Here is an 11,970-nt window from a genome sequence, read left to right as displayed (position 1 = left end):
TCCGCGGCGCGGACATGCAGAGCGTCCCGGTCCGGGTCCGCGTAGACGGCCACGCTCGCGATACCGGCATCCCGGCACGCCCGGGCCACGCGGACTGCGATTTCGCCACGGTTGGCGATGAGCACCTTGCGCACGATTGAGGCTCCCTCCTTGAAACAAGCCGAGTTTAGGGACAGCCGACACGCCTCTTCGACCCGTCCCCAGAGGTGAGCTTGCCCACACGGAGCGTGATGCGAGGCTCACTCGACCGCGAAATCCCTTGTAGTACCGCCGTACGCAGCACTCCTCCCGGAAACCCTAGCCCTCCATTGTGGCCAAGGTCTCTGTGAGCACGTGCTGCGGCCCACTCCGTTTCTTTGTGGAGTCCCTACGAATGGCCCAACGATTCTTTGCCGCCCGCGGAACCCTTGTCCCGCGGTTTACCCGTTAGTAGCGTTCGCGATGTCACGAACGCACGTACTTGGAGTAACGAGGGCCCCGCTCGGGGCCGGGTCGAAAGTGGGTGGGGTCGGTGGTGCGCAGGCCGGTGGCTGCGGTGGTGACGCTGGTGCTGTTCGCCGAGGCGCTCGGCGTGGCGGCCCTGAACTGGTTCCTCGGCATCGTCGTCGACCGTCAGCACATGTCCCTCGCGGGGCTGGACCCTGACGTGATGTCGACCTCGTCGAAGATCGGCGGGATCGTCTTCGGCCTGTACTTCGTCCTGTGCGGGGTGGTCGCCCTGCTGGTGCTGGTCCGCGACCGCCCGCCGGCCGGCCTCGGCCGCATCCTGCTGATCAGCGCCGCCGTGGTGCACGGCCTGCTGGGCGCCTTCAGCTGGGGCCTGGTGGGCCGGTCGGCGTTCGCCTTGATGATGGTCGTGCTCGGGCTGATCGTCCTGCTCCTGATGGGCTACGACCGCCAGGAGGGCCCGTCCGCCGCCGAACCGGCGCCCACCGCACCCTCGGACGCCGGCCCGCCGGGGGACGGCCCGACGGACGTCCCTCCGTCCGGGCACGGTCCGTCGAACGTCGGTTCGCCGGATGACGGACCCAAGGGCGCCGGTCGCCCGGGGCAAGGCCTCTCGGGTACCGGCCCCTCCGGCGGCGGCCCTGCGGTCACCGCGCTGGTGACCACAGCTCCGTGATGCCCACGCCCAGCTCGGCCAGCAGTCGCCGGACGAGGGGCAGGCTGATGCCGATCACATTGCCGTGGTCGCCGTCGATGCCGTTGATGAAGGGCGCCGAGCGGCCGTCGAGGGTGAAGGCGCCGGCGACGTGCAGCGGCTCGCCCGAGGCGACGTAGGCGGCGATCTCCTCGTCCGTCGGCTCGCCGAAGTGGACGACCGTGGAGGCCACGGCCGAGGTGTAGCGTTCGGCGGCGGTGTCGTAGACGCAGTGACCGGTCTGGAGCGTGCCCGCGCGGCCGCGCATCGCCTTCCAGCGGGCGGTGGCCTCCTCGGCGTCCGCCGGCTTGCCCAGCGCCTGGCCGTCCAGGTCGAGGACCGAGTCGCAGCCGATCACCAGCGCGCCCTTGACCTCGGGCTTCGCGGCCACCACGGAGGCCTTCGCCTCGGCCAGGGCGAGCGCCAGCTCGGCCGGGGTGGGGGCGGTGACGGCGTCCTCGTCCACCCCGCTCACGATCACCTCGGGAGCGAGTCCCGCCTGCCGCAGCAGGCCCAGCCGGGCGGGGGACTGGGAGGCGAGGACGAGGCGGCGCGGCTGATCGGTCATGCGGTCAAGCGTATCGGCCGGCGCCGGGCCCTCGGCCGCCTCACCCGAGGGCCAGCACCAGCAGCGCCACCAGCATGGCCACCGCGAGGAAGAGACCGAGCCGCCTCAGCGTCTCCTGCATGGCGCGGAGTTCGTCGGGCGGCTCGTTCTTCGGATCGGACCACAGCATTCCACTAGCGTGGGGCTCGGCCAGTGGAGGGTGCCTGAGTACGGGTACTCAAATCGGCGCCCCGCGGACCCTCCCGTGCGCGGTCCCCGCGCCCCTGAAAAATCTGCTCTCAGCTCGGCCAGTACGTGCGGGCCCAGGACGCCTGGCCCGGTTGCGGGACCCGACGGGCCGCTATCCGGGACGGGTCGGACCACGCGTCCCTGGGGGCGAGGTCCGCGCCGGACGGCTCGGCCGCTGCCGCCGCGGCGCGGGCGCGGACCACCGCCAGGGCGGCGGCCAGCTCCTCCGGGGTCGGATTGCCTCGAACGACCTTGATCACAGCGGCTCCTTACAGGGGGATGTTGCCGTGCTTCTTCGGAGGCAGGGATTCCCGCTTGGTACGCAGTTGACGCAGCCCGCGCACGACGTGCCGGCGGGTGTCCGACGGCATGATCACCGCGTCGATGTATCCGCGTTCGGCGGCGACATAGGGGTTGAGGAGGGCGTCCTCGTACTCCTGGATCAGCCGGGCCCGCGTCGCGTCGCCGTCCCCGGCGGCCTCCGCCTCCGCGATGGTGCGGCGGTGCAGGATGTTGACCGCGCCCTGCGCGCCCATCACGGCGATCTGGGCGGTCGGCCAGGCCAGGTTGAGGTCGGCGCCGAGGTGCTTGGAGCCCATGACGTCGTACGCCCCGCCGAAGGCCTTGCGGGTGATGACGGTGATCAGCGGGACGGTCGCCTCCGCGTACGCGTAGATCAGCTTGGCGCCGCGGCGGATGATGCCGTCGTGCTCCTGGTCGACGCCCGGCAGGAAGCCCGGCACGTCGACGAAGGTGAGCACCGGGACGTTGAAGGCGTCACAGGTGCGCACGAAACGCGCGGCCTTCTCGCTCGCCTTGATGTCCAGGCAACCCGCGAACTGCATCGGCTGGTTGGCGACGATGCCGACCGGATGGCCCTCCACCCGCCCGAAACCGGTGAGGATGTTCGGCGCGAACAGCGGCTGCGTCTCGAAGAACTCGGCGTCGTCCAGGACGTGTTCGATCACCGTGTGCATGTCGTACGGCTGGTTGGCGCTGTCCGGGACCAGCGAATCCAGCTCCAGGTCCTCGTCGTTGACGGAGAGGTCCGCCTCCTCCGGGAACGCCGGGGCCTCGCTGAGGTTGTTCGACGGCAGGTACGACAGCAGCTGCTTGACGTACTCGACGGCGTCCTTCTCGTCGCCCGCCATGTGATGGGCCACGCCCGACGTGGAGTTGTGGGTGCGGGCGCCGCCCAGCTCCTCGAAGCCGACGTCCTCGCCGGTGACCGTCTTGATGACGTCCGGCCCGGTGATGAACATGTGCGAGGTCTGGTCGACCATCACCGTGAAGTCGGTGATCGCGGGCGAGTACACCGCGCCGCCCGCGCACGGCCCGACGACCAGGCTGATCTGCGGGATGACGCCGCTCGCGTGGGTGTTGCGGCGGAAGATCTCGCCGTACGCGCCGAGCGAGGCCACGCCCTCCTGGATGCGGGCGCCGCCGGAGTCGTTGATGCCGATGACCGGGCAGCCGGTCTTCAGCGCGAAGTCCATCACCTTGACGATCTTCTGGCCGTAGACCTCGCCCAGGGCGCCGCCGAAGACGGTGAAGTCCTGGGAGAACACGGCCACCGGGCGGCCGTCGACGGTTCCGTAACCGGTGACGACGCCGTCCCCGTAGGGGCGGTTCTGATCCAGCCCGAAGTTGGTGGAGCGGTGCCGGGCGAACTCGTCCAGCTCGACGAACGACCCCTCGTCCAGGAGGAGTTCGATGCGCTCACGGGCCGTCAGCTTGCCCTTGGCATGCTGCTTCTCGACGGCGCGCTCGGAGCCGGCGTGCGTCGCTTCCTGGACGCGGCGCTGCAGGTCGGCGAGCTTGCCCGCGGTCGTGTGGATGTCGATCCCCGGGTTCCCGTGGATCTCTTGGCGCTCTTCCGGCTCGGACATCGGGATGCGGCTCCCTGCCTGCTCAAAAGGGGGGACGGTTACTCATCCGTAGAGTAGTGCTGGGTCAACCGATCGGCAGTGCGGCGTTTCACACACCTAGGGTGGCTTGCATGACGCCGCGAGATGCAGCAGACGCCAGCCGCTGGTCCGACCTCGACCGCCCGCCGCTCAACGCCGCCGCGCTGCGGCGCGGGCTCGTCCGGGAGGGGGGCCTGTGGACCGCGGTGGACGTGGTGCCGCGCACCGGCTCCACCAACTCCGACCTCGTCGCGCTCGCAGCCGCCGGGAAGGCGGACGAGGGGAGCGTGCTCGTCGCCGAGGAGCAGACCGCGGGCCGCGGCCGCCTGGACCGCCAGTGGTCCGCGCCGCCCCGCTCGGGCCTCTTCTTCTCCGTCCTGCTGCGCCCCGCGCAGATCCCGGTCGGCCGCTGGGGCTGGCTGCCCCTGCTGACGGGCGTCGCGGTCGCCTCCGGACTCTCCCGCGCGGCCGGCGTGGACACGGCACTCAAGTGGCCGAACGACCTGCTGGTGACCGTCGGCGGCGAGGAACGCAAGGCCGGCGGCATCCTCGCCGAGCGCGCGGGCGAGGACGGCGTCGTCGTCGGCGTGGGGATCAACGTCACGCTCCGGTCCGGTGAACTGCCCGTGCCGCAGGCGGGCTCCCTGGTCCTCGCCGACGCGGTGAGCACCGACCGCGACACCCTGCTGCGGTCCGTGCTGCGCACCCTGGAGGACTGGTACACCCGCTGGCGCGCGGCCGACGGCGACCCGGCCGTCAGCGGCCTCCAGGAGGCGTACGCGGCGGGCTGCGCCACGCTGGGCCGCACGGTCCGCGCGGAACTCCCCGGCGACCGCCAGCTCACCGGCAAGGCGACGGCGATCGACGGCGACGGCAGACTGGTGATCACCACGGACACAGGCACCCGCGAACCGGTGGGAGCAGGAGACATCGTCCACCTGAGGCCGGCGTGAGACCAGCCCTGTGGGCGCGACCGGCCGCAGGGTGACGGCACCCGCCCAAGGGGCGCAGGGCTGTGACACGTGCGGCTCCGCCGCGTGGGCGCGACCGGCCAAGGGGCGCGGGGCTGTGAGCCGTGCGGCTCCGCCGCGTGGGCGAGATGGGTCCAGGGTGACTGCACCCACCAAGGGGCGCGGGGAACTGCGCGATCAACCCCCACAGCCCGCACCCGGCAACCAAGAGATCCCCCACCCCGGTGGCCGAACAAGGACCGCACCAACCCCGTACACAAAGAAAGGCGCCTCGACTCAAGGATCGGTCCAACCCCACGGAGTGAGTGAGCTAGCGCACAGCTGCCGTAGAGTTGAGGCCGGTCGATACCTGACCGCGGTAGATCGGAAGGGCAGCACGCGTGACCGTCGACGACACGGGCTCCGGCGAGGGCGAGGGCGTGGACGGCCGGGTTGACCCTCCTCCACTCTCGGCCTCGTCCGAGCGGGGGGACCCCCTGGCCCCCGAGCCGGGCGACGACCCGCTCGCCCTGCGCCTGGAGCAGCTCATCCTGGGCGCGGAGCGCCGCTACACCCCGTTCCAGGCGGCCCGCAGCGCCGGTGTCTCCATGGAGCTGGCGTCCCGTTTCTGGCGGGCGATGGGCTTCGCCGACATAGGGCAGGCCAAGGCGCTCACCGAGGCCGACGTCCTGGCCCTGCGCCGCCTCGCCGGTCTCGTGGAGGCGGGCCTGTTGAGCGAGGCCATGGCGGTGCAGGTCGCGCGGTCCACGGGCCAGACGACCGCCCGTCTGGCGGAGTGGCAGATCGACTCCTTCCTGGAGGGGCTCACCGAGCCGCCCGAGCCGGGGATGACCCGCACCGAGGTCACGTATCCCATCGTCGAGCTGCTCCTGCCCGAGCTGGAGGAGTTCCTCGTCTACGTCTGGCGCCGCCAGCTCGCCGCCTCGGCGGGCCGGGTCGTGCAGGCCGCCGACGACGAGGAGATGGTCGACCGGCGGCTCGCCGTCGGCTTCGCCGACCTCGTCGGGTTCACGCGGCTGACGCGGCGCATGGAGGAGGAGGAACTCGGCGAGCTCGTCGAGGCCTTCGAGACGACCGCCGCCGACCTGGTGGCCGCTCGCGGCGGCCGGCTCATCAAGACCCTCGGCGACGAGGTCCTGTACGCCGCCGACGACGCGGGCACCGCCGCCGACATCGCGTTGCTGCTGGTGGAGACCATGAGCAACGACGAGACGATGCCCGAGCTGCGGGTCGGCATGGCGTTCGGCACGGTGACCACCCGGATGGGCGATGTGTTCGGGACGACCGTCAACCTGGCCTCGCGGCTGACGTCGATAGCGCCGCGGGACGCCGTCCTGGTCGACAGCGCCTTCGCCGAGGAGCTGATCCGCACCGGCGACGCGCCCGCGTCCGAGGCACAGGCGGCCGAGGAGGCGGCGGCCGCCGAGAAGGAGGGCGAGGAGCCGCCCGCCTACCGGTTCGCCCTCCAGCCGATGTGGCAGCGGCCGGTGCGAGGGCTCGGCGTGGTCGAGCCCTGGCTGCTCACCCGGCGCGCCGTCGGGGGGTGAGCGCGGCTACCGGCCCAGGAGCGGGTCCACGCAGAGGCCGATGACCGGTACGCACAGCCCGGGGCGGTCCGGCCGCTGCGGCACGGGGGCCGCCGTGCCGGGCGCGGGTGCGGGCTCGGGCGGCACCGGGGCGGCCGTCGACCGGGGTGGTTCCGGACGTTCCGCAGGCTCCTGTGCCTCTGGCGCGTCGGGTGTCCCCGGCGTCTCCGGGGCGGTGTCCGCTGCGGACCCGGTCGGTCCGGGGCGCCTCGGGGTCGTCGCCGGACGCGAGGACGCGTAGGGGGCGCCCCGGGTGAGGGCCGGGGCGGCGGACCCGGTGGCGGCGGGGCTCGTGCCGGGGGCCGGCGTCGCGGACGGCCCGCCGCCCATGGGCGCGGGCGCCGTCGGGTGCGCCTCCGGGACGGACGGGGTCGCCGTGGACGGCGCGTCCGTCGACTCCGCGGTGGGCTCCAGGCGCGGTTCGGCCTCCGCCGTGCCGATGCCGGGCACGGGCGAGTCGGGCGTCAGCCGTACGAGGCTCAGCGCGCCGGCGGCGAGGGCGAGGCCGCCGGCGACGAGCAGGACCTTGCGGGGCCGGGGGCGGCGGTGCCGGCCGCGGGCCCGCGGGGGCCAGAGGCGGACGTGCTCCACCGGCTCCGCCGTCCTGTCCGCGGTTCCGGTGCCGGTGCCGGCCCCGGTCGCCGTCCGCCGTTCGTGCGGTCTTCCGTACGTTTCGGTGTGCGTCTTCACCGGTGTCGTCGCCATCGCGTTGCCTCCCCCGTCTGTGCGCCCCCGATGCGCCGTGGCGCACGCACGTTATGCGCTCCCGTGGGTGGTGTGGGGAGAGTCGGGCGGGATGTCACCCGAACGGGTAACCGGCCGTCGACAAGAGGGGGTGACGGGCGGCGTCGGACGCGGCCGGCCCTTTCCCCGGCGGGGCGCGGCTGCGATGATCGGGCGAGCTGGAGTTGTTAACCCGCGTTAACCGGAGGGTGTCATGAGCGAGGAACGGTTCGGGGAGTTCGTGCTGGTGCGGCGGCACGAGGACGGGCATGTCGCGGAGCTGGCCCTCGACCGGCCGAAGGCCATGAACGCAGTGTCGAGCGAGATGGCCCGGTCCATCGGCGCGGCCTGCGCAGCGCTGGGCGGGGACCGGGACGTACGGGTGGTCGTGGTGACCTCGATGCACGAGCGGGCCTTCTGCGTCGGGGCCGACCTGAAGGAGCGGAACTCGCTGACCGACGCGGAGCTCGTACGGCAGCGGCCGGTGGCGCGGGGCGCATACACCGGGGTGCTGGAGCTGCCGGTGCCGACGGTCGCGGCGGTGCACGGGTTCGCGCTGGGGGGCGGGTTCGAGCTGGCGTTGGCGTGCGACGTGATCGTGGCCGACCGTACGGCTGTGGTGGGGCTGCCGGAGGTGTCGGTCGGGGTGATCCCGGGAGGCGGGGGGACGCAGTTGCTGCCCCGGCGGGTGGGGGCGGCCCGGGCGGCCGAAATGATCTTCACGGCGCGGCGGGTCGAGGCGGCCGAGGCGAGTGAGCTCGGGCTGGTGGACGTCCTGGTGGAGGCGGGGCGGGACCGCGAGGAGGCGCTGGCGCTGGCGGCCCGGATCGCGGCGAACTCGCCGGTGGGGCTGCGGGCGGCCAAGCGGGCGTTGCGGCTGGGGCAGGGGCTGGACCTGCGGGCGGGACTGGAGGTCGAGGACGCGGCGTGGCGCGCGGTGGCGTTCTCCGGTGACCGCGCGGAGGGGGTGGCGGCGTTCAACGAGAAGCGGACGCCGCACTGGCCGGGGGAGTAGGGCCTGGCCGGCGCCGACAAGCCGCAGGGATGCAAAGGCGGCTTGTCGGCGCCGAGCCCCCGGCTGCGGCATGATCCGCCGGGCCGGCCCCGGCCACCGGGGCTGAGCGCGGCGTTTGGTGGGGAATGTCCCTAGCCTGGGGTGATGGGTGATGACGGACGGCTCGCGGCTGTGGTGGCGCTCGCTCAGGGGATGGCCGCCGCACGGTCGCCCAGGCAGTCGTGGCGGGCGGCGGCGCTCGGCGCGTGCCGGGCGCTGTCCGGCGGGTTCGCCGCACTGTCGGTGTGGGAGCGGGACCTCGGACGGCTGCGCGTCCTCGTGAACGTGGGGGAGCTGGCCCCGGACGAGGAGGAGTTCCCGGAGGGCGAGGCCTACCCGGTGCACCAGTTCCCCGAGATCACCGAGTTCCTGCACGAACGCTGGGTGTCCGGCGGCGAGCCCAACGCCTGGGTGGAGACGGCCGAGGGCGCCGCCGCCGGCCGGCCCGGGTACTGCCACCAGCGGGTGGCCGCCCTGCGCCGCCGGGGCCGGGGCTCCTGCGTCGTCGCGCCGATCGTGCTGCACGGCCTCGCCTGGGGCGAGCTGTACGTGGCCCGGCCGGCCGGAGCCCCTGCCTTCGAGCGCGCGGACGCCGACTTCGCCACCGTCCTGGCCGCCGTGGTCGCCGCCGGTATCGCGCAGACCGAGCGGCTGGAGGAGGCCCGCCGGCTCGCCTTCACCGACGCCCTCACCGGTCTGGCCAACCGCCGCGCGGTCGACGTACGGCTGGAGGAGGCCGTCGAGCGGCACCGGGCCGGCGGGGAGGTCGTCAGCCTCGCGGTCTGCGACCTCAACGGGCTCAAGCGCGTCAACGACACCCTCGGGCACGCCGTCGGCGACCGCCTGCTGGAACGGTTCGGCTCGGTGCTGTCGCTGTGCGGGGCGATGCTGCCCGGAGCGATCGCCGCGCGGCTCGGCGGGGACGAGTTCTGTCTGCTGGCGGTCGGCCCGTCCGCCGACGACATGGTGAAGGTCGCCGGCGAGCTGTGCCGGCGGGCCGCCGAACTGGAGCTGGGGGAGGGCGTGGCCTGCGGCGTCGCCTCCACCGGCGACCCGATCGGCCCCGTGCGCTCCGCCCGCCGCCTGTTCCGGCTCGCGGACGCCGCCCAGTACCGGGCGAAGGCCGTCCGGGCCTCCCGTCCGGTCGTCGCGGGCCGGGAGGGACCCGACGACCCCGTCGTGCGCCTCGCCGACGAGCCGCCGCGCGGCCCGGCCGCCGAACGCCGCAGCTTCCGCGGGCGGCCGTGACGCCGGCGGTGACGCGACCGGTCGCCGTGGCCGGTCGCTGCGACCGGCGGCGAGGAGCGCGGCGACCGCCTGGTGACATCTTCGTCTTCACTGCGTACGCTCCTGAATATGGATATGCATACTGTGGTGGTGGGGACGTCCGGCGTCACCGCGTCCGACGTGCTCGCCGTGGCGCGGGGCGGCGCGCGGGTCGAGCTGTCCGAGGAGGCGGTCGCCGCCCTCGCCGCGGCGCGCGGGATCGTGGACGCCCTGGCGGCCAAGCCCGAGCCCGTCTACGGCGTCTCCACCGGTTTCGGCGCCCTCGCCACCCGGCACATCAGCCAGGAGCTGCGCGCACAGCTCCAGCGCAACATCGTCCGCTCGCACGCCGCCGGCATGGGGCCGCGCGTGGAGCGCGAGGTGGTGCGGGCCCTGATGTTCCTGCGGCTCAAGACCGTCTGCTCCGGGCACACCGGCGTACGGCCCGAGGTCGCGCAGGCCATGGCCGACCTGCTGAACGCCGGCATCACCCCCGTCGTCCACGAGTACGGCTCCCTCGGCTGCTCCGGCGACCTCGCCCCGCTCTCGCACTGTGCCCTGACGCTCATGGGCGAGGGGGACGCCGAGGACGCGGACGGCGTCGTCCGCCCCGCCGGCGAACTCCTCGCCGCGCACGGCATCGCCCCCGTCGAACTGCGCGAGAAGGAGGGGCTCGCCCTCCTCAACGGCACCGACGGCATGCTCGGCATGCTGATCATGGCCCTGGACGACCTGGACACCCTCTACAAGTCCGCCGACGTCACCGCCGCGCTCAGCCTGGAGGCCCTGCTCGGCACCGACAAGGTCCTCGCGCCCGAGCTGCACGCCATCCGCCCGCACCCGGGCCAGGGCGCCAGCGCCGCCAACATGCTGGCCGTGCTGAAGGGTTCGGAACTCACCGGGCACCACCAGGACGACGCGCCCCGCGTCCAGGACGCCTACTCCGTGCGCTGCGCGCCCCAGGTCGCCGGCGCCGGACGCGACACCATGGCGCACGCACGCCTGGTCGCCGAGCGGGAACTCGCCTCGGCCGTCGACAACCCCGTCGTGCTGCCGGACGGGCGCGTGGAGTCCAACGGCAACTTCCACGGTGCGCCCGTGGCCTACGTCCTCGACTTCCTCGCCATCGCCGCCGCCGACCTCGCCTCCATCGCCGAGCGCCGCACCGACCGGCTGCTGGACAAGAACCGCAGCCACGGCCTGCCGCCGTTCCTCGCCGACGACGCCGGCGTCGACTCCGGGCTGATGATCGCCCAGTACACGCAGGCCGCGCTGGTCAGCGAGATGAAGCGGCTCGCCGTACCGGCGTCCGCCGACTCGATCCCGTCCTCCGCGATGCAGGAGGACCACGTCTCCATGGGCTGGTCGGCCGCCCGCAAGCTGCGCACGGCCGTCGACAACCTCGCGCGCGTCATCGCCGTCGAGCTCTACGCCGCCACCCGCGCCGTCGAACTGCGCGAGGGACTCACCCCCGCGCCGGCCACGCGGGCGGTCGTCGAGGCGGTGCGCGCTGCGGGCGTCCAGGGCCCGGGCCCGGACCGGTTCCTCGCCCCCGACCTCGCGGCGGCGGACGCCTTCGTGCGCGGCGGACGGCTCGTCGCGGCGGTGGAGACGGTCACGGGGCCGCTGCGGTAGCCGGCGCGGAAACGGCTCGGGGCCCTGCCGGGTTCGTCCGCCGGCAGGGCCCCGATGCGTGAGAGGAACTACTTGAGCTTGGCGACCTGCGCCTGGATCACCGGGGCCGGGACCTTGGACTCCCCGCCCTTCGACATCGCGCTGAAGTTGATCGCGTAGAACGTGGCGACGACGCCGCCCTTGCGCGCCACCTCCACGTTGAACTTGGCCGTGCCCTCCCCGTCCATGTCGGCCACGGCGGTGAACGCCGTGGACTCGTCGGCGGCGGCGGACGCCTTCCCGGCGGTGACCTTGGTGATCTTCTGCTTCTCGCCGTCGGCGGTGATGCCGAACCCGCCGGAGCAGGCGGCGATGCCGTCGGACACCGCCTTGAACGCCTTCTGCGCGCCGTCGCCGTCGTAGGAGGAGAGGCCCACGAAGGTCGTGGCGATGTCGAACGCGTCCTCGAGGCTGCTGACAGCGTCCTTCGAGGCGGACGGGCTCGCCGCCTTGTCCTCGGCCACGGTGTTGCTCGCACCGGCGTCCGTCTCACCCGGCGGCAGCGCGGCCATGGCGTAGGCGAGCGGCGCGCACTCCGCCTTGTCGACCTTCACGACGCTCTTGGACTTCGGCAGGGTGGCGTCCCCCGAGTCCACCTTGTAGCCCTTGATCTCACCCTGCGTCAGCAGCAGCTTCTCCAGCTCGGCCTTGGCCAGGGCCTTGGCGGCCGGCGCCGACGACGCGGGAGTGCTCGCGGCGGTCCCCGCGGCGCCCTTGGCGTCGTCCTTCTTCGAACCGTCGTCAGAACAGCCCGTGATGAGGGCGAGCGACAGTGCGCCCGCGACGGTCACGGCGCACAGCCGCGCCCCCGATGATCTCTTCATGGGCGGACTATGAACGTTGGGTCATGTA

13 protein-coding genes are annotated in these 11,970 nt (G+C 73.3%); 6 read left to right on the top strand and 7 right to left on the bottom strand.

All coding sequences use genetic code 11. The annotated features are described in order from the left end of the window. The coding region (locus tag ACIOC0_RS38550; RefSeq protein ID WP_311593543.1) for a biotin carboxylase N-terminal domain-containing protein at positions 1-134 on the bottom strand (134 nt) is incomplete at its 3' end. A 368-nt stretch (positions 135-502) separates the two neighbouring features. On the opposite strand from ACIOC0_RS38550, the gene ACIOC0_RS38545 reads away from it, so the two are divergent. Continuing rightward, positions 503-1,123, top strand: coding sequence for a hypothetical protein (locus tag ACIOC0_RS38545; RefSeq protein WP_402161487.1), 621 nt, complete (start codon positions 503-505; stop codon positions 1,121-1,123). On the opposite strand, the gene ACIOC0_RS38540 is transcribed toward ACIOC0_RS38545, so the two are convergent. From ACIOC0_RS38540 to ACIOC0_RS38525, 4 genes are all read right to left on the bottom strand, one after another. After that, complete coding sequence (locus ACIOC0_RS38540; protein ID WP_402161485.1) at positions 1,095-1,709, bottom strand: Maf family protein; 615 nt, start codon at positions 1,707-1,709, stop codon at positions 1,095-1,097. The two genes, ACIOC0_RS38545 and ACIOC0_RS38540, sit on opposite strands and share 29 nt — an antisense overlap. A gap of 40 nt (positions 1,710-1,749) precedes the next feature. Further along, a complete protein-coding gene (mmpB, locus tag ACIOC0_RS38535) occupies positions 1,750-1,878 on the bottom strand; it encodes a morphogenic membrane protein MmpB (protein ID WP_278044759.1) in 129 nt (42 codons plus the stop codon). A gap of 109 nt (positions 1,879-1,987) precedes the next feature. Beyond that, positions 1,988-2,197 carry an acyl-CoA carboxylase epsilon subunit gene (locus ACIOC0_RS38530; RefSeq protein WP_130441418.1) on the bottom strand — a complete coding sequence of 70 codons (210 nt, stop codon included), beginning with the start codon at positions 2,195-2,197 and terminating at the stop codon, positions 1,988-1,990. 9 nt (positions 2,198-2,206) lie between these two features. After that, positions 2,207-3,826, bottom strand: a complete 1,620-nt coding sequence (locus ACIOC0_RS38525) for an acyl-CoA carboxylase subunit beta (RefSeq protein ID WP_402161482.1) — start codon at positions 3,824-3,826, stop codon at positions 2,207-2,209. Positions 3,827-3,936: 110 nt separating this feature from the next. On the opposite strand from ACIOC0_RS38525, the gene ACIOC0_RS38520 reads away from it, so the two are divergent. Both ACIOC0_RS38520 and ACIOC0_RS38515 read left to right on the top strand, forming a co-directional pair. After that, positions 3,937-4,797 carry a biotin--[acetyl-CoA-carboxylase] ligase gene (locus ACIOC0_RS38520; protein ID WP_402161479.1) on the top strand — a complete coding sequence of 287 codons (861 nt, stop codon included), beginning with the start codon at positions 3,937-3,939 and terminating at the stop codon, positions 4,795-4,797. Between the two features lie 398 nt (positions 4,798-5,195). Beyond that, positions 5,196-6,362: an adenylate/guanylate cyclase domain-containing protein gene (locus ACIOC0_RS38515; protein WP_402161477.1), complete on the top strand. Its 1,167-nt coding sequence runs from the start codon at positions 5,196-5,198 to the stop codon at positions 6,360-6,362. Between the two features lie 6 nt (positions 6,363-6,368). Here the strand turns inward: ACIOC0_RS38515 and ACIOC0_RS38510 are convergent, their stop codons facing one another. After that, positions 6,369-7,106 (bottom strand): hypothetical protein, encoded by a 738-nt coding sequence (locus ACIOC0_RS38510; RefSeq protein WP_402161474.1) that lies wholly within the window; start codon positions 7,104-7,106, stop codon positions 6,369-6,371. Positions 7,107-7,338: 232 nt separating this feature from the next. On the opposite strand from ACIOC0_RS38510, the gene ACIOC0_RS38505 reads away from it, so the two are divergent. The 3 genes from ACIOC0_RS38505 to hutH all read left to right on the top strand — a co-directional run bounded on the left by ACIOC0_RS38505 (position 7,339) and on the right by hutH (position 11,079). Continuing rightward, positions 7,339-8,139 carry an enoyl-CoA hydratase/isomerase family protein gene (locus ACIOC0_RS38505; protein WP_402161471.1) on the top strand — a complete coding sequence of 267 codons (801 nt, stop codon included), beginning with the start codon at positions 7,339-7,341 and terminating at the stop codon, positions 8,137-8,139. 144 nt (positions 8,140-8,283) lie between these two features. Next, on the top strand, positions 8,284-9,426 hold the full coding sequence (locus tag ACIOC0_RS38500; protein WP_402161468.1) for a diguanylate cyclase domain-containing protein: 1,143 nt from the start codon (positions 8,284-8,286) through the stop codon (positions 9,424-9,426). 114 nt (positions 9,427-9,540) lie between these two features. After that, on the top strand, positions 9,541-11,079 hold the full coding sequence (gene hutH / locus ACIOC0_RS38495) for a histidine ammonia-lyase (RefSeq protein ID WP_351097892.1): 1,539 nt from the start codon (positions 9,541-9,543) through the stop codon (positions 11,077-11,079). A 68-nt stretch (positions 11,080-11,147) separates the two neighbouring features. On the opposite strand, the gene ACIOC0_RS38490 is transcribed toward hutH, so the two are convergent. Beyond that, the gene (locus ACIOC0_RS38490) at positions 11,148-11,942 is read right to left on the bottom strand and encodes a hypothetical protein (RefSeq protein ID WP_402161466.1); all 795 of its coding nucleotides are present in this window, start codon (positions 11,940-11,942) and stop codon (positions 11,148-11,150) included. Positions 11,943-11,970: the final 28 nt, after the last annotated feature.

The organism is Streptomyces sp. NPDC088254, assembly GCF_044740925.1.
In the GTDB taxonomy this organism is placed as follows: domain Bacteria; phylum Actinomycetota; class Actinomycetes; order Streptomycetales; family Streptomycetaceae; genus Streptomyces.
This window is presented reverse-complemented; position numbering and strand designations above follow the sequence as displayed.

Coding starts and splice junctions, on each gene's coding strand:
- ACIOC0_RS38540 (WP_402161485.1), bottom strand. CDS start 1,709: ATGACCGATCAGCCGCGCCGCCTCGTCCTCGCCTCCCAGTCCCCCGCC.
- mmpB (WP_278044759.1), bottom strand. CDS start 1,878: ATGCTGTGGTCCGATCCGAAGAACGAGCCGCCCGACGAACTCCGCGCC.
- ACIOC0_RS38525 (WP_402161482.1), bottom strand. CDS start 3,826: ATGTCCGAGCCGGAAGAGCGCCAAGAGATCCACGGGAACCCGGGGATC.
- ACIOC0_RS38520 (WP_402161479.1), top strand. CDS start 3,937: ATGACGCCGCGAGATGCAGCAGACGCCAGCCGCTGGTCCGACCTCGAC.
- ACIOC0_RS38510 (WP_402161474.1), bottom strand. CDS start 7,106: ATGGCGACGACACCGGTGAAGACGCACACCGAAACGTACGGAAGACCG.
- ACIOC0_RS38505 (WP_402161471.1), top strand. CDS start 7,339: ATGAGCGAGGAACGGTTCGGGGAGTTCGTGCTGGTGCGGCGGCACGAG.
- ACIOC0_RS38500 (WP_402161468.1), top strand. CDS start 8,284: ATGGGTGATGACGGACGGCTCGCGGCTGTGGTGGCGCTCGCTCAGGGG.
- hutH (WP_351097892.1), top strand. CDS start 9,541: ATGCATACTGTGGTGGTGGGGACGTCCGGCGTCACCGCGTCCGACGTG.
- ACIOC0_RS38490 (WP_402161466.1), bottom strand. CDS start 11,942: ATGAAGAGATCATCGGGGGCGCGGCTGTGCGCCGTGACCGTCGCGGGC.